The sequence below is a fragment of the Mycolicibacter sp. MU0102 genome (genome assembly GCF_963378105.1).
GTDB classification, from domain to species: domain Bacteria; phylum Actinomycetota; class Actinomycetes; order Mycobacteriales; family Mycobacteriaceae; genus Mycobacterium; species Mycobacterium holstebronense.
Genome location: NZ_OY726398.1, coordinates 1190284 through 1206665, shown reverse-complemented (window position 1 = coordinate 1206665; position 16382 = coordinate 1190284). Strand labels below are relative to the sequence as shown.

13 protein-coding genes, 1 pseudogene and 1 riboswitch are annotated in these 16382 nt (G+C 68.4%); of the genes and pseudogenes, 5 read left to right on the top strand and 9 right to left on the bottom strand.

Going from position 1 to position 16382, the window contains the following annotated elements:
- Window positions 1-14: 14 nt before the first annotated feature.
- Together RCP37_RS05715 and RCP37_RS05710 are read right to left on the bottom strand one after the other, a co-directional pair.
- Window positions 15-767, bottom strand: a complete 753-nt coding sequence (locus RCP37_RS05715; protein ID WP_308485994.1) for a 3-hydroxyacyl-CoA dehydrogenase — start codon at window positions 765-767, stop codon at window positions 15-17.
- Window positions 768-809: 42 nt separating this feature from the next.
- Window positions 810-1895: a CaiB/BaiF CoA transferase family protein gene (locus RCP37_RS05710; RefSeq protein WP_046284419.1), complete on the bottom strand. Its 1086-nt coding sequence runs from the start codon at window positions 1893-1895 to the stop codon at window positions 810-812.
- Between the two features lie 51 nt (window positions 1896-1946).
- Between RCP37_RS05710 and RCP37_RS05705 the strand changes: the two genes are divergently transcribed.
- Window positions 1947-2756 (top strand): enoyl-CoA hydratase, encoded by an 810-nt coding sequence (locus tag RCP37_RS05705; protein ID WP_308485993.1) that lies wholly within the window; start codon window positions 1947-1949, stop codon window positions 2754-2756.
- Window positions 2757-2769: 13 nt separating this feature from the next.
- On the opposite strand, the gene RCP37_RS05700 is transcribed toward RCP37_RS05705, so the two are convergent.
- The 4 genes from RCP37_RS05700 to RCP37_RS05685 form a co-directional block, all read right to left on the bottom strand.
- Window positions 2770-3489, bottom strand: coding sequence for a CPBP family intramembrane glutamic endopeptidase (locus RCP37_RS05700; protein WP_046284411.1), 720 nt, complete (start codon window positions 3487-3489; stop codon window positions 2770-2772).
- Window positions 3490-3569: 80 nt separating this feature from the next.
- Window positions 3570-4088: a gamma carbonic anhydrase family protein gene (locus RCP37_RS05695; protein WP_308485992.1), complete on the bottom strand. Its 519-nt coding sequence runs from the start codon at window positions 4086-4088 to the stop codon at window positions 3570-3572.
- Window positions 4089-4093: 5 nt separating this feature from the next.
- Window positions 4094-4891: a crotonase/enoyl-CoA hydratase family protein gene (locus RCP37_RS05690; protein ID WP_308485991.1), complete on the bottom strand. Its 798-nt coding sequence runs from the start codon at window positions 4889-4891 to the stop codon at window positions 4094-4096.
- Window positions 4888-6033 (bottom strand): thiolase family protein, encoded by a 1146-nt coding sequence (locus RCP37_RS05685; RefSeq protein ID WP_308485990.1) that lies wholly within the window; start codon window positions 6031-6033, stop codon window positions 4888-4890. The genes RCP37_RS05690 and RCP37_RS05685 overlap by 4 nt, the downstream gene beginning before the upstream one ends.
- 114 nt (window positions 6034-6147) lie before the next feature.
- On the opposite strand from RCP37_RS05685, the pseudogene RCP37_RS05680 reads away from it, so the two are divergent.
- From RCP37_RS05680 to RCP37_RS05665, 4 genes and pseudogenes are all read left to right on the top strand, one after another.
- Window positions 6148-6808 (top strand): annotated as a pseudogene (locus RCP37_RS05680) (SDR family oxidoreductase).
- Window positions 6809-6852: 44 nt separating this feature from the next.
- A riboswitch (cobalamin riboswitch) is annotated at window positions 6853-7066 on the top strand.
- A 121-nt stretch (window positions 7067-7187) separates the two neighbouring features.
- The gene (metE, locus tag RCP37_RS05675) at window positions 7188-9491 is read left to right on the top strand and encodes a 5-methyltetrahydropteroyltriglutamate--homocysteine S-methyltransferase (RefSeq protein WP_373693110.1); all 2304 of its coding nucleotides are present in this window, start codon (window positions 7188-7190) and stop codon (window positions 9489-9491) included.
- A 75-nt stretch (window positions 9492-9566) separates the two neighbouring features.
- Entirely contained in the window at window positions 9567-10457 is an 891-nt protein-coding gene (locus tag RCP37_RS05670) for a mycobacterial-type methylenetetrahydrofolate reductase (protein ID WP_308485988.1), read from the top strand.
- A gap of 292 nt (window positions 10458-10749) precedes the next feature.
- Window positions 10750-14706, top strand: a complete 3957-nt coding sequence (locus RCP37_RS05665) for a cation-translocating P-type ATPase (RefSeq protein ID WP_308485987.1) — start codon at window positions 10750-10752, stop codon at window positions 14704-14706.
- 8 nt (window positions 14707-14714) lie between these two features.
- Here RCP37_RS05665 and RCP37_RS05660 read toward each other — a convergent pair whose 3' ends face one another.
- Genes RCP37_RS05660 through RCP37_RS05650 form a run of 3 tightly spaced genes read right to left on the bottom strand, consistent with a single transcriptional unit; the run spans window position 14715 to window position 16382 of the window.
- Entirely contained in the window at window positions 14715-15194 is a 480-nt protein-coding gene (locus tag RCP37_RS05660; RefSeq protein ID WP_308485986.1) for a hypothetical protein, read from the bottom strand.
- 1 nt (window position 15195) lies between these two features.
- The gene (locus tag RCP37_RS05655; protein WP_308485985.1) at window positions 15196-15546 is read right to left on the bottom strand and encodes a VOC family protein; all 351 of its coding nucleotides are present in this window, start codon (window positions 15544-15546) and stop codon (window positions 15196-15198) included.
- 29 nt (window positions 15547-15575) lie between these two features.
- Window positions 15576-16382, bottom strand: coding sequence for a MerR family transcriptional regulator (locus RCP37_RS05650; protein ID WP_308485984.1), 807 nt, complete (start codon window positions 16380-16382; stop codon window positions 15576-15578).

The window sequence follows — 16382 nt, the reverse complement described above, 5'->3', positions numbered from 1 at the left end:
CTTCGCGCAAGCGCTCATCGGGGTGCCATCCGGATGGCACCGTCGAGGCGGATGACCTCGCCGTTGAGCATCGGGTTGTTGATGATGTGCTCGGCCAGGGCGCCGTACTCGTCGGGGTCACCGAGCCGCGACGGGTGAGGCACCTGCGCACCCAGCGACTTCTGCGCCTCTTCGGGCAGCGAGCCCAGCAGCGGCGTCTTGAACAGGCCCGGAGCGATGGTGCAGACCCGGATCAGGTCACGCGAGAGGTCACGGGCGATCGGCAGCGTCATGCCGACCACGCCGCCCTTGGACGCCGAGTAGGCGGCCTGCCCGATCTGGCCCTCGAACGCCGCCACCGAGGCGGTGTTGATGATCACGCCGCGCTCGCCGTTGATCGGCTCGGTCCTGGCGATCCGCTCGGCCGCCAGGCGCAGCACGTTGAACGTGCCGATCAGGTTGACCTGGATGATCTTGGTGAAGGCATCCAGCGGGAAGGCACCGTCCTTGCTCAGCGTCTTGATCGCGTTGCCGATTCCGGCGCAGTTGACGTTGATCCGCACGGGGCCAAGAGATTCCGCGACGTCCAGGGCCGCACCGACCGCCTCGGGGTCGGCCACGTTGGCCTCCACGAAGCGAGCCCGGTCACCGAGCTCGGAGACCACGTCCTCGCCCTTGAGGTCGATCACCACGACCTGCCCACCGGCGTCCAGCAGGCGTTTTGCCGTCGCCAATCCCAACCCGGAGGCACCGCCGGTGACAACGGCTACCGCGTCCTTGATCTGCACTCTCTTGGCCCCTCTCAGTCCCAACCGTCTGGTTGGTCGGGACTATACCCAGTCGCTCAGGATGGACTCGTTGTCGGCTCCCAGAACGGCGGGCGGGGTCGGGACGTCGGGAACGCTGCGGGAGAACCGCGGCGCGGGCATCGGCTGCAAGTAACCGTCGACGTCGTAGAACGTGTCGCGCTCGGTGATGTGCGAGTCGGCCTGCACCTCGTTGAACGCCAACACCGGCGCCACGCAGGCATCGGAGGTGGCGAACACCTTGGCCCAGTGGTCACGGTCGTGGGCGGCGAACGCCGCGGTCAGCTTCTCCCGCAGCACCGGCCAACCGCTGACGTCGTTCTGCGCCGGCAACTCGGCGGGGTCGAGCTCCAGCTTCGCCAGCAGTTCGGCGTAGAACTGCGGCTCGATCGAGCCGACCGACACGTACTTCCCGTCGGCACATTCGTAGGTGTCGTAGTAGGGCGCACCGGTGTCGAGCATGTTGACGCCACGCTCGTCGCTCCACAGTCCCTGCGAGCGGAAGCTCCACATCATCGCCGAGAGCACACTGGCCCCGTCGACCATCGCCGCATCGATCACCTGCCCCTTGCCGGAACGCTGCAGCTCCCACAGCGCGGACAGGATGCCGACCAGCAGGAACATCGACCCACCGCCGAAGTCACCGGTCAGGTTCAGCGGCGGCACGGGGCGCTCCCCCTTGCGGCCGACGGAGTGCAAAGTGCCGTTCAGCGAGATGTAGTTGATGTCGTGGCCAGCCTGCTGAGCGCGGGGGCCGGTCTGCCCCCAGCCGGTCATCCGGCCGTAGATCAGCCGCTCGTTGACCTTGGCGCAGTCCTCCGGGCCCAGGCCGAGTCGCTCGGTGACACCCGGACGGAATCCCTCGATCAGCACATCGGCCTTGGCGACCAGCTGCAGTACCAGGTCGCGGCCCTCCGGCGACTTCAGGTCGGCGGTCACCGAGCGGCGGTTGCGCAGCATGGTGTCCTTGCTGGCACCGCCACCGAATTTCGGCGGCCGCTCCACGCGGACCACATCGGCGCCCAGGTCGCCGAGGATCATCGCTGCGTGTGGTCCCGGCCCGATCCCGGCCAGTTCGATGACCCGCAGCCCCGCCAGTGGTCCCGCCATATCTGCCTCCTCGTCGTGTGCCTGTGTGATGTGCATCCTAGGGTGAGGGCCATGACTGCAATCGACTCCGGCATCGACACCCTGGCCCCGGTGGCGGGCGTGTCCGTCACCCTGACCGACGGGGTGCTCTCGGTGACCATCGACCGCCCCGACAGCCTCAACTCGGTGACCACCGGTGTGCTGGCCGGTATCGCCGACGCTATGGAAGCCGCCGGCCGCGACCCGCGCGTGCGTGCGGTGCGCTTCGGCGGGGCGGGGCGCGGCTTCTGCTCCGGTGCCGGGATCAGTGCCGAGGATGCAAGCGATGAACTGGCAACGGAGATCATCGTCGAGGCCAATCGCGCGATCCGGGCGATCGTCGCGTTGCCGCGGCCGGTGGTGGCCGTAGTGCAGGGCCCGGCGGCCGGTATCGGTGTGTCACTGGCCCTGGCCTGCGATCTGATCGTGGCCTCGGACAAGGCCTTTTTCCTGTTGGCATTCACCAAGATTGGGTTGATGCCCGACGGTGGCGCGTCCGCTTTGGTCGCCGCGGCCGTGGGCCGGACCCGTGCCATGCGGTTGGCGCTGCTGGCTGAACGGCTGTCGGCCGCCGACGCTTTGGACTGGGGGCTGATCAGCGCGGTGTACCCGGCCGAGGAGTTCGACGCCGAGGTGGACAAGCTGCTGGCCGGCTTGCTGGCCGGGCCCGCCGCGGCGTACGCGAAGACCAAGCACGCCATCAACACCGCGACGCTGACCGAGCTGGATGCCACCCTGGACCGCGAATACGTGGGGCAGTCAATCCTGTTGAACGCCCACGACTTCCGCGAAGGCGCTCGTGCGTTTCAGGAGCGGCGCTCCCCCAATTTCACCGACTCGTAAAGGTTGAGGGCGCCTACATCCCGAAGATTGGGGGCAGCGCCAGCACCATCACCAGCCCCCACACCAGGTGGGTCAGCACCGGAGCCAGCACCCCACCGGTAGCGCGCCGCTCGAGGGCGCAGACGGTACCGAGCACCAGCGCGGCCACCCCCACCATGAGGTTGCCCGCGGCCATCATCGCCGCGACGTAGAGCAGGGTGGAGAACACCAGCGGGGAGCGGCGACCGAACGCACTGAACAGTGCGCCGCGGAAGAACAACTCCTCGGCGATCGCGTTGACCAGAGCGATCAGCACCACCAGCCGCCAGGAGACTTCGGTGGTGTAGGCCAAGATGGCGACCACCTGGTCGGCCAGTGGCGGAATGTCTTGCACGGCAAGCCCGCCCAGTAGGAACACCCCGCCGAGCACCAGGCCGACGCCGGTTCCGGTGAACACCGGCCGCTCGTTGCGTCCGCGGAACCGCAACACCCCCAGGTGCAGCGGTCCGGCTACCACCGCCCCCACCGTCCACACCACGGCCAAGACCAGCGACAGCCAGTAGAACGCCGCGTCGCCTGGAAGCTTGCTGTGCATGGCGGCCAGTACCGCGGCGCCGATCACCACGACCACTCCGACGACGGCGCGCCGCCGTTGCACCACTGCCCGTGGCTCGTGATAGGGCAGGGCGACCCTGGTCATGATGTCGGTGATCTCACGCAGCAGGCCGGGGCGGGTTGGACTGATCTGGGTCATAGGAGGACGTCCCATCAGCGGCGGGTTAAGCAACGTCCCTAAAACGTAGCGGCCGAACGGCGGCCGGTGGCCCAAATGCGTTAGTTCGCTCGATGGACTTCGATCAGTCGCCGGTAGGCCGCGGCGTTGTGCCGATTGTTGCGGACCTCGGCCTCGCTCAGGTCGCGCCGCACCCGTCCCGGCACCCCCGACACCAGTGACCGCGGCGGCACCACCATCCCCTGCGGGATGACGGCACCGGCCGCGACCAGCGAGCCCTCCCCCACGACGGCGCCATTGAGGACGATCGCTCCCATCCCGATCAGGCAGTCGTCCTCAATGGTGCAGCCGTGCAGCACCGCGTTGTGCCCGACGCTGACGTGCGCCCCCACTCGACAGGGGAACTCCTTGTCGACGTGGACGGTCACGCCGTCCTGGATGTTGGTGTCGATGCCGATCTCGATCGGTTCGACCTCGGCACGCAGTGTCGCCGAGTACCAGACGCTGGCCCGGGCGGCCAGGCTGACCTGGCCGATCAGGCTGGCGTTGGGCGCCACCCAGGCCTCCGGGTGTAGCTGCGGGGCGCGCCCGCGGATGGAGATGAGAAGCGGCTCGGGCACGCCGCTCAACGCGCCTTCCACACTGGTGCGCGCTTCTCGGCGAACGCCCGGGGTCCCTCCTTGGCGTCCTCGGACCGCAGCACCGCGGAGAATTCCCGGCCGGTGCGGGCCCAACCGTCCACTTCGCCGGGGATGGCGCCGTCATCGACGCCGTAGGCGATCCGCTTGCTGGCCCGCACCGACAACGGCGCGTTGCCGGTGATCCGTTCGGCCAGTTCCAGGGCTGCCTCCAGTGCCCCGCCGTCCTCGACCACCCGGTTGACCAGTCCCCAGCGGGCCGCGTCGGCCGCCGAGATGGACTCCCCGGTGTAGAGCAGTTCCAGCGCGATCTTGCGGGGCAACTGGTCGACGATGCGGAACACCCCGCCGGCACCGGCGATCAAGCCACGCTTGACCTCGGGCAACCCGAACTGGGCGCGCTGCTCGGCGATCACCAGGTCGCTGGCCAACGCGATCTCGGTGCCGCCGCCCAGTGCTGTGCCGTTGACCGCCGCGATGACGGGCTTGTCGATGAAGTGCTGCACGAAGCCGGCGAAACCCCACTCCGGGTGCTCCGGGTGGTAGATGTTCTCCCGGTTGGCGATCGCCTTGAGGTCGGCTCCGGCACTGAACGACTTGTCGCCGGCGCCGGTGAGCACTACCGCGCGCACTTCGTCGTCGTCTTGAGCCTGCGCCAAGGCGTCGCCGATGCCGGCACTGACGGCGCCGTTGATCGCGTTACGGGCCTCGGGCCGGTTGATCGTGATCAATAGGACGTTGCCCAGCTGTCCAAGCCGTTCTACCAGAACGGCCCCTTCACTCACAGCAGCTCCAGGATGGTGGCGTTGGCCTGGCCGCCGCCTTCGCACATGGTCTGCAAACCGTAGCGAATTCCGTTGGCGCGCATGTGGTAAAGCATGGTGGTCATGATCCGGGCGCCGGATCCGCCGAGCGGGTGGCCCAGCGCGATCGCCCCGCCGTTGGGGTTGAGCTTCTTCGGGTCGGCACCGATCTCGGCCAGCCAGGCCATCGGCACGGGGGCGAACGCCTCGTTGACCTCGAACACGCCGATGTCGTCGACACTCAGACCCGAGCGCTGCAGCGCCTTCTGAGTCGCCGGGATCGGGCCGGACAGCATCATCACCGGGTCAGAGCCGGCCAGCGTCGCGGTGTGCACCCGAGCCAGCGGGGTCAGGCCCAGTTCACGTGCCTTAGCCGCCGACATGAACAGCAGCGCCGCCGAGCCGTCGGAAATCTGGCTGGAGTTACCGGCGTGGATCACGCCGTCCTCTTTGAAGGCGGGCTTGAGCTGGGCCATCTTCTCCAGCGTAGTACCGCGGCGGATGCCCTCGTCCTCGCTGACGACGTTGCCTTCGGAGTCGGTGATCGAGACGATCTCGTCCTTGAAGGCGCCGGCATCCTGTGCGGCACCGGCCTTTTCGTGCGACGCCAGCGCGAACTCGTCGAGCGCGGTACGGCTCAACCCCCACTGGGTGGCCATCATCTCGGCACCGATGCCCTGGTTCGGGGTCTGGCTGTAGCGCGCCTTGAAGGAATCCCCGTACGGCCGGCCGCCGTTAGCCAGCGAGGAACCCATCGGGGTACGCGACATCGACTCGACGCCACCGGCGACCACGACGTCGTAGTGTCCGGCGATCACACCGGCGGCGGCGAAGTGCACCGACTGCTGGCTGGATCCACACTGGCGGTCCACGGTCACCGCGGGCACGCTCTCCGGCCATCCCGCACTCAGCACCGCCGTGCGGCCGATGTCCAAGGCCTGCTCACCGGCCTGCATGACACAACCCCAGATCACGTCGTCGACCAGCGCCGGGTCCACGCCGGCCCGGTTGACCAGCCCGTTGAGCACCTGGGCGGACAGCTCGGCCGGGTGTACCCCGGACAGTCCGCCGTTGCGCTTGCCGACAGGCGCGCGCACCGCTTCGACGATGACGGCTTCAGCCATGGGTGCTCCTTAATTCGTTTCAGTTCGTTCGGGTCTTGTTGCCTCGATTGTCGACCGGCGCGCTCGGCCGGCGTCAACGGGGGTCACTCCAGGCTTCCGCGTACCGTCGAATCCATGGCACGCATCGCGATCATCGGCGGCCACGGCAAGATTGCCCTGCTGCTCGCCCGCATCCTCGCCCATAGCGGCCAACCAGGTCAGTTCGGTGTTCCGCAACCCCGACCACGCCGAGGAGGTCGCGGTCACTGGTGCGGTTCCGGTGGTGGCCGACATCGAGCAGCTCGACACTGACGCCCTGGCGCGACTCGTGGCCGACCACGATGCGGTGGTGTTCTCCGCCGGCGCCGGCGGCGGCAACCCGGCACGCACCTACGCCGTCGACCGCGACGCCGCCATTCGCAGCATCGACGCCGCCGCAAAAGCCGGCGCGCGGCGATTCGTGATGGTGTCCTACTTCGGCGCGGGTCCCGATCACGGAGTTCCCGACGACGATCCGTTCTTTCCGTACGCGCAGGCCAAAGCCGCCGCCGACGCCCATCTGCGTGCCACCGATCTGGACTGGACGGTGCTGGGCCCGAGCCGGCTCACCCTGGATCCGGCGACCGGCCGGATCGCTGTTGGCCCCGATACCGGCAAGGGGCAGGTCTCCCGCGGCAACGTCGCACAGGTGATCGCGGCGTGCCTGGCCGACACGTCGACCGTCGGTCGCACCATCGAGTTCAACGACGGCCAGACCCCGATCCCGGAGGCACTCGCGGCCGGTCGAGCCGAGTAATCTCGATCACGCAACTGGTTTGCCGTTGTCGCCGCCAGGCGGCCTCGGCATCGAGCGCACCACGGTTTACGCAGTTTTCCATGGAGCGCAAGAGGGAACCCGGTGAGAATCCGGGACTGTCCCGCAGCGGTATGCAGGAACGACCGCCGTCATAAGCACTGGTCACGGGCTCGCCCACGGACTGGGAAGCGACGGCCATTAGGAGCACCTCGGTGCGCGCCTGCGAGTCCGAATACCTGCCCGTTGTGCTGGGCGCGCCGCGCCCGGCGGATCAACGCCTCGCGGAATAGGCGTCTGGTTTTGAGGGTTATAGTGCTTTATATATAGGCACGGGACCGGATCAGCTGGGCGACTGCTGGCGTTGACCCACCCTCGTCAATTGAAGGATCAAATCGTGACCGTTCAAGCCTTTACCGCCACCGTTCTCGGCTCACCTCGTATCGGGCCGCGCCGCGAACTCAAGCGCGCCACCGAAAGCTACTGGGCCGGCCGGATCGGCCAGGACGAACTGAAGAAGGTGGCCGCCGGCCTGCGCCGCGACACCTGGGCCCAGCTGGCCGCCGCCGGGCTCGACTCGGTACCGGTGAACACGTTCTCCTACTACGACCAGATGCTCGACACCGCGGTATTGCTGGGCGCACTCCCGGCGCGGGTGGCCGGCGTCGCCGATGAGCTGGACCGTTACTTCGCCGCAGCCCGGGGCAACAAGGACATCGCCCCGCTGGAGATGACGAAGTGGTTCGACACCAACTACCACTACATCGTTCCCGAGATCGGCCCGGACACGAAGTTCACGCTGAACCCGGCCAAGGTGCTCTCCGAGCTCGCCGAAGCCCAGGAGCAGGGCTTCGGCGGAAACGTGGCCCGGCCGGTGATCATCGGGCCGGTCACGTTCCTGCTGCTGAGTAAGGCCGTCGACGGTGCGGACGCACCGATCGCCCGCCTCGAGGAGCTGACCGACATCTACGCCGAGCTGCTGGGCAAGCTGGCCGACGCCGGCGCGCAGTGGGTGCAGATCGACGAGCCGGTGCTGGTGACCGACATCTCCGCCGACGCCCCCGCGTTGGCCGAGCAGGTCTACAACCGTCTCGGCGCGCTGAGCAAGCGGCCGTCGATCTTCGTGGCCACCTACTTCGGTGACCCGGGCGCGGGACTGCCCGCCCTGGCCCGCACCCCGGTCGAGGCGATCGGCGTCGACCTGGTCTACGGCGCGGACACCAAGATCGCGTCGGTGCCGGAGCTGGCCTCCAAGACGCTGGTCGCCGGCGTGGTCGACGGCCGCAACATCTGGCGCACCGATCTGCAGGCCGCGCTGGCCAAGCTGGCGTCGCTGCTGGGCCCCGTAGGGGCGGTCGCTGTGTCTACGTCGTGCTCGACGTTGCACGTGCCCTACTCGCTGGAGCCCGAGACCGGCCTGGACGACGCGCTGCGCAGCTGGCTGGCGTTCGGCGCCGAGAAGGTGACCGAGGTGGCCACCTTGGCTCGTGCCCTGCGCGAGGGCCGGGACGCGGTCGCCACGGAGATCGCTGCGTCCAACGCCGCGGTCGCCTCCCGCAAGTCCGACCCGCGACTGAACAACGCGGCGCTGCGCTCCCAGATCGCCAAGATCAAGGAAGCGGGCATCCAGCGCGGTTCGGCCGAGGAGCGTCGCGCCGCTCAGGACGAGCGACTGCACCTGCCGCCGCTGCCGACCACCACGATCGGCTCGTTCCCGCAGACCGTGGAGATCCGCAAGGCCCGTGCCGCGCTGGTGGCCGGAGAGATCGACGAGGCGGGGTACACCGACCGGATGAAGGCCGAGGTCGCCGCGGTCATCAAGTTGCAGGAGGACCTCGGCCTCGACGTGCTGGTGCACGGCGAGCCGGAGCGCAACGACATGGTGCAGTACTTCGCCGAGCAGCTGGAGGGCTTCTTCGCTACCAGCAACGGCTGGGTGCAGTCCTATGGCAGCCGCTGTGTGCGCCCGCCGGTGCTGTTCGGCGACGTCACACGACCCAAGCCGATGACGGTGGACTGGGCCACCTACGCCCAGTCGCTGACCGACAAGCCGGTCAAGGGCATGCTCACCGGTCCGGTCACCATCCTGGCCTGGTCGTTCGTCCGTGACGACCAGCCGCTGGCCGACACCGCCTACCAGGTGGCGCTGGCTATCCGCGAGGAGACGGTGGATCTGGAATCCGCCGGCATCGCGGTGATTCAGGTCGACGAGCCCGCGCTGCGCGAGCTGTTGCCGGTGCGCGACGCCGACAAGGCGGCCTATCTGGACTGGGCGGTCGGATCATTCCGGATGTCCACCTCGGGTGTCTCGAATGCGACGCAGATCCACACCCACCTGTGCTACTCGGAGTTCGGTGAAGTGATCGGGGCGATCGCCGATCTGGATGCCGACGTCACGTCGATCGAGGCGGCCCGCTCGCACATGGAGGTGCTCGACGACCTCAACGCGATCGGCTTCTCCAACGGGGTGGGCCCGGGTGTCTACGACATCCACTCGCCGCGGGTGCCGTCCACCGACGAGATGGCCACGTCGCTCCGCGAGGCGCTGGATGCTGTTCCGGCGCAACGTCTCTGGGTCAACCCGGACTGCGGCCTGAAGACCCGCAAGGCCGACGAGGTGACGGCTTCGCTGGCCCACATGGTTGCCGCCGCGCGCGAAGTCCGAGCAGCCCGCACCGGCCTGTGACCGTCTGACATGTTGCGCCCCAGAGCTATCTCTGGGGCGCAACATGTCCGTTCGAATGAGATACGGAGTTCCCTGGTGCCGCTGAACACCATTGCACTGGAATTAGTGCCGACCAACACCGATCGCGGGTCGGAGTACGCCCGCGAAGAGGCATATAAAGTTCTGCAGCTGTCCGAGCAAGCGGGTATCGCCGGCCGGATCGGTCACGTCATGATTCCCGGGTTGATTCCCGAGGATGACGATCGACCGGTCGAGATGAAACCCAAACTCGACGTCAGCGACTTCTGGTCGATAATCCGTCCCGAACTGCCCGGCGTACGCGGACTGTGCACGCAGGTGACCGCATTCCTCGACGAGGCGGCGCTGCGGACGCGACTTACCGGCCTGCGCCAGGCCGGGTTCGACGGAATCATCTTCGTTGGTGTCCCCCGCACGCTGAACGATGGTGAGGGCGGTGGCGTCGCACCCACCGACGCGCTGTCGAAGTTCGATGACCTGGTCGACAACCGGGGCGTCATCCTCATCCCGACACGGGACGGCGAGCAGGGACGCTTCGACTTCAAATGTGACCGGGGCGCCACCTTCGGGATGACGCAGCTGCTCTACTCCGATGCGATTGTGGGATTCCTCCGCGACTTCAAGCAGGTCAGTGACCACCGGCCCGAGGTCCTGTTGTCGTTCGGCTTCGTGCCGAAGATGGAGGGCAAGGTCGGACTGGTCGATTGGCTGATCCAGGACCCGGGCAACGAGGCCGTCGCCGCCGAGCAGGCCTTCGTGCGGACCCTGGCCGCAGGCGAACCCGACGTGAAACGCCGCCAGTTGCTCGATTTGTATAAGCGGGTCATCGACGACGTGGCCGAGTTGGGCTTCCCGTTGAGCCTGCACTTCGAAGCTCCGTACGGTATTTCGAAACCGGCATTCGATACCTTCGCCGAGATGCTCGCCTACTGGTCGCCGCGGGCCTGAACCCGGACCGAAACCGTCTGCAACGCAGAGCATTCACCGGCATTTCAAGTAGGGTCTCGCCGGTGTTCAGCTGGACGCTGCCTACCGGCCCTACCTTCGAGCGTGAAGGGGAGTAGTTCCTACCCGCCACACCGGTGGCGGATGTGAATGGTCGTCAATACGGCGAGTCGCCTCGCCCGGTCATTCAGCGGACCCAGGACTTTCGCGAGCGAGACCTTCGGACGATTCACCATGTCGACCGAAGGTTCCGCAGGCTGTCTCTGAGGCTTCGGTCGCCGAGCGAAGGAGACCGATGCCCCCCTCGATACCCGCCCTGATCGACGATGCCGAACCCGGCTATGACGTGGTTGCCGGCCCACCGGCGGAGGCTGATCGCCCACAGCGACACCTTCGCGCGGCCCCCGAACCCGGCGACGGTTTGATAGCGGTCAGCAGCGCCGCGATGGCCGGCATCAACGCCGTCGGCCTGGGTCTCGCAGTTGCCAGTCGCGTTCTGCGGTTTCGCCGGTTGCCGTCCAGTCTCCAGGGCGCTGTAATCACCCTGGACCACCAGCCGCAACTGCGCCGCCTGCTGGAGGAACGAATCGGCAAGCGCGCCACCGCCACTGCGTTGGGGATGGCGACCACCGCCGTCAATGCACTCGGTGCGGCGCCGTCGATGCTGGCGGTGGACTTGGCGATCAACACCATCAGGGCCGCCGAAGCGCGCGCGGACACCCGGGCCTGGGCGCGGCGAGAGCCGGAGCTGGCCCGCCCGGTTGCCTCGTCGGCCCGGCACACGGCGGAATCCCCGGAGAGCCCGGTCGACCAACACCTACAACGCGGGACCTGGATTCAGGCGATCGGCGCAGCCGTCGTCGCCGCGACCAGTCGCGACCCCGAACTGGCCGGCAATGCCGCATTGGTCGCGGTGCCCAAAGCTGCCCGAGCCACTCACGAATCGTTCGCAGCCACGTTGGGCCGCGGGCTGGCCAACCGGGACGAGGCACTGCAGATCGACCCCGAGGGCCTGCGTCGACTGGACCGCATCGACGTGGTGATCCTCGATCCGCGGGTGCTGCGGACCGAATCGTTGCGCTTGGCGCGGCTTCGCGGCGCCGACGAGAAGGATCTGACCGCCTGGGAGAGCGCCCGGGCGATGCTTGCGGAAGGCGACCTGCGGCCAGGTTGGCATCCCGTCACGGGCCGCCCCGGCACCGAGGCGCTGTTTGCTCCGGCGCCGCATCCGCTGGCGGCCGCGACACTCGCTGAGACACAGCGCGCCCAGGTGCAAACAGTGACCGTGGACGACTCCACCGGCCTAGGAGTACTGCGGCCCGCATTCGACGAAATCGCTCCAATGACAGGCGATTCGATCGACGACGCGCTGCTCGACGCGGTGCGTGACTACCAACAGGAAGGCCACACCGTCGCGGTGATCTCCTCGACGGCCGCCCAGGCGCTGTCGGCGGCCGACCTCGGGGTCGGCATCCTGCCCGACGCTAGCAAGCCGGTGGCGGATCTGATCGTCGATGACCTGTCCGGGGTATGGCGGGTACTGCATGCCCTGCCCGCAGCCCAGGCGGCCACCCGCCTTGGTATCGCATTATCCACCGGCGCTTCAGCATTGGGTTCGATGCTGCTCATTCCCACGGTGCGAGGACGCGGTCCCGAACCGGTCGCGCTGGGCGCGGCTGTGGGTCTGGTGTCCGGCTACTGGTCGGCCCGTCAAGTGATCACGGCGCCGCTGCCCCGACCGGTCCCCGTCGACGAATGGCATGCGATGTCGGTCGAACAGGTGCGTGACGCCTTGGCCTCGCCGTCGCAGCCCGACTTCGCACCGGACGCCGGCACCGCCACCCGGCACGTGGTCTGGCAGTTCCTCGACGCGGTTCGTGACGAACTGTCCGACCCGCTGACGCCCGTGCTCGGGCTGGGTGCCACTGCCACCGCGCTGCTGGGCGCACCAATCGACGCGCTCATGGTCGGCTCTGTCCTGGTCAGCAACGCCGTCCTGGCGGCCGGTCAACGGTTGAGCGCCGAGCTGCGGCTGGATCGGCTACTGGCCGAGCAGATCCCGCCCGCCTGGAAGGTGACGATCCGGCCCGATGGCACCCGCGACCGCGTTCAGGTGCTCCCCGAACAGCTGCAGCGTGGCGATCTGATCGAGGTGGGTCCCGACGATGTGGTGCCCGCCGACGCCCGTGTGATCGAACTGGAGAAGTTGGAGGTCGACGAGGCCTCACTGACCGGTGAGTCGTTGCCGGTGACCAAGCAGATCGACGCCACTCCGGGCGCCGAGCTGGCCGAGCGGCGCTGCATGCTGTTCGCGGGCACCACCGTGGCCTCCGGGACCGGTCTGGCGTTGGTGACCGCGGTGGGTCCCGACACCGAGGTGCGGCGCGCCGCCGACCTGGTCACCAGCCGGCATGGGGATATCGGCCTGACCCATCAGCTCGGACAGATCACCAGCCGGACCTGGCCGCTGAGTCTGATGGCCGGCGGTCTGGTCAGCGTGCTCGGGGTGTTGCGGGCCACCCGGCTGCAGCAGGCGGTGGCCAACGGAGTGTCGGTGGCCGTCGCCGCTGTCCCCGAGGGCCTGCCGGTGGTGGCGACGCTGGCTCAGCACGCCTCAGCCCAGCGCCTCACCAAATCCGGGGTGCTGGTCCGGGTTCCCCGCTCCGTGGAGGCCCTGGGCCGCGTCGACGTCGTTTGCTTCGACAAGACCGGGACCCTGAGCGAGAACCGGTTGCGGGTCACCGAGGTGCGCACGGCAGCCGATCATTCCCGTGACGAGGTGCTGCGTTGCGCGGTGCGCGCGACCCCGTCGGCCAAGGGGCAGAGCCACGTCGACGCCACCGACGCCGCGATCGTGGCGGCGTCGGAGGCGGTGCCCGGCGCCGTCGCGCCGGGGGTCGCCGACGCCCATCTGCCGTTCCGCTCCGGGCGGCCCTACGCGGCATCGGTGTTCGGCACCGAATTGACCATCAAGGGAGCACCCGAGGTGGTGCTCGCCGCCTGCGACAGCGTCCCGGCCGACATCGACGACGTGGTGGAACAGCTGGCCGACGAGGGTCTGCGGGTGCTCGCGGTTGCTCGACGCGAGCTCAGCCCCGCTCAAGTGCAATCGCTTTCGGCTGATCCCGACGATCCCGAAGCCCAGCTTGCAGCCATGGCCCGCCAGTGCGCCGACGGTTTGACCCTGGTCGGTTTCGTCGGCATCTCCGACACTCCGCGCGCCGGGTCGGCGGGCCTGCTGGCCGAGCTGTCCCGCCGGGAGGTGCCGGTTCGGATGATCACCGGCGATCATCCGACCACCGGGCGTGCGATCGCCCGCAAGATGGGTCTGCAGGTCACCGTCGAGCAGGTCATCACCGGCACGGAATGGGAGATGCTGTCGGGTAAGGAGCAGGAGCTCGCGGTGGCCGAACGGGTGGTCTTCGCCCGCATGTCACCGGCGAACAAGGTGCAGGTCGTCCAGGCCCTGGAACGCAGCGGCAAGGTGTCGGCGATGGTCGGCGACGGCGCCAACGACGCCGCCGCAATCCGGGCCGCCACGGTCGGGATCGGGATCGTCGCCCAGGGCAGCGACGCCGCCCACACCGCCGCCGACGTGGTGCTGCTCGACGGCCGGATCGAGACACTGCTGGATGCCCTCAACGAGGGCAGCCAACTGTGGCAGCGGGTGCAGGCGGCGGTGGCGGTGCTGCTGGGCGGCAACGCCAGCGGCGCACTGTTCGCGATCATCGGCAGCGCACTGACCGGTCAGGCACCGTTGAGCACGCGGCAATTGCTGCTGGTCAACATCGTGACCGACGCGTTCCCGGCCACCGCGCTGGCGATCAGCCAACCCCGGCGCCCGATGCCCTTCGGGGGACGCGGGCCCGACGAGAAGGCGCTGATGCGCGCGGTGGCGCTGCGTGGCACGACCACCGCCGGTGCCACCGTCGCGGCGTGGATGATGGCCCGGCTCACCGGCTTTCCCCGACGCGCCTCCACCGTGGCGCTGGTCGCGCTGGTGACCACTCAGCTGGGACAGACCCTGTTGGAGTCGCGCTCACCGGTGCTGGTGGCTACCGCGGCCGGCTCGTTCGCGGCGATGGCACTGTTGATCAGCATCCCGGGGATCAGCCAGTTCATGGGATGCACGCCGCTGGGCCCGATCGGCTGGACCCAGGCATTGGGATCGGCGGCGATCGCGACCACCGCGGCGGGCATCGCACCCCGGTTCCTCTCGCGTACCGAGACGAAAGACGCTGTCACCGCCTGACACCGGATTCAGCGGCGGCGGGCGCGATACTCCTGCTTGAGCACCCAGGTGCGCCCGTCGTCGCTGCGCTCATCGCGCCAGCGAAACGAGTCCGGGCCGATGTCGTGGAAGCTCCATCGGATGGCGGAGCCATCCGGCAGCGTGCCGTCCTGCACGATCCCGTCCGCGTCGGCCTTGCCCAGTTGGTGCAGCCGAAGTCCCAGTTGCGGTTCCGTCCACTGGATGTGCCAGGCATCGATAGCCGGGTCAAAGATGCGCAGCGTCGACCCGTGAAAGAGTCCTTCGGCGTGCCAGACGTCCTGGACGGCCCGTCCGTCGAGCACCCAGTCCGCGACCATCCAACCCGCGACGTGGCGGGTGTCCTCGTCGCCGAACCAGCTGATGTCAAGATCCCAGCGGCCACCAACCAACCATCCGTACAGTGCCATCGCGTCGCGATGTTCGGCGACAGGCCCGGAGGCAACCAATGCCTCTGCCAGCAAAGACATGTCAGGCCGCCACGAGGTCGAACTCGTTGCCCTCGGGGTCGGCCAGTGTGGTCCACCGGTAGCCGCCCTCGGCATGGTCGGCCAACCGGGCGGCGCCGAGTTCCAGGGCCCGCTCGACCGCGGCCGCCAGATCCGCCGCGACGAGGTCGAGATGGATTCGGTTCTTGACCTGCTTGGCTTCTGGCACCTGCACGAACACCAGGCGTGGGGGCGTCTGCGCTGAAATGCCGATTGAGGCGATCTCGGCGCTGGCCCCCTCGTCGACCGGTCGGGCCAGCAGCTGCGACCAGAACCGCGCCAGCTTGCCGGCGTCGGCGCAGTCGAAGGTGACGGTGTGCAGCGTGATCTCCATGGATGAACTCCTTGTCGTGTTGTCGTGAGTCAGGATTTGGTGCGAAAGATCGGCCAGCACACCTCAGTGCGATGCGCGGTCTCATCGTCGGTGTCGTAGCCGGACACCCGGTAGTACTCGCGGATCGGTCCGTCGACACCCAGTTCGCGTTCGGCAACATGGGTGCCCAGCGCGGCGTAGGTGCGATCCAGCTCGCCGAACGCCCCGCGGTGCACGGCCACCGCCAGTTCCGCCGCGGGAATCTCCAGCGTGCGCACCCTGCCCCGGGCCGTCGCGGCGCCCACCGGCCGGAACGCGATCACCTCTCCCCCGCCGGCCTCGAAGAACTCCGCCGAGTACAACGCACCGCGAACCCCGGGGGCGTCATCGGCGAGCGCGGCATCGAGCTCGGTAAACGCCTGCGTCCACCAGTCGTCGATGTCTGCCATCGCCACCTGGTCGACGACCGCGGCCGCCGGCGTCGCCGGCACCGACCGGTAGGTGACATCGCAGGCGTCGCCGGCGTCTTCGAGCAGCGCCCGCAGCGATTCCACGCTGGCCTGGGTCTGCGCCAAGCGGTCCTGGAGCCGTTGCAGGTGAGCCACGATGGCCCGGTTGCGGTCGGTGACCTGCTCGGCGCGGACCACTTCGGTCAGCTCGTCGAGCGGCATGCCCAGATCGCGCAGCCGGCGGATGACTTGGGCGATCGGCACCTGGTCCGGGCTGTAGTAGCGGTACCCCGACGACGGGTCCACCCGCACGGGCGCCAGCAGGCCGCGCTCGTGGTAGAGCCGCAACGCCTTGACGGTCAGATAGGTCATCCGGGAGAAGTCCCCGATGGGCAACAGTGTCGGCAT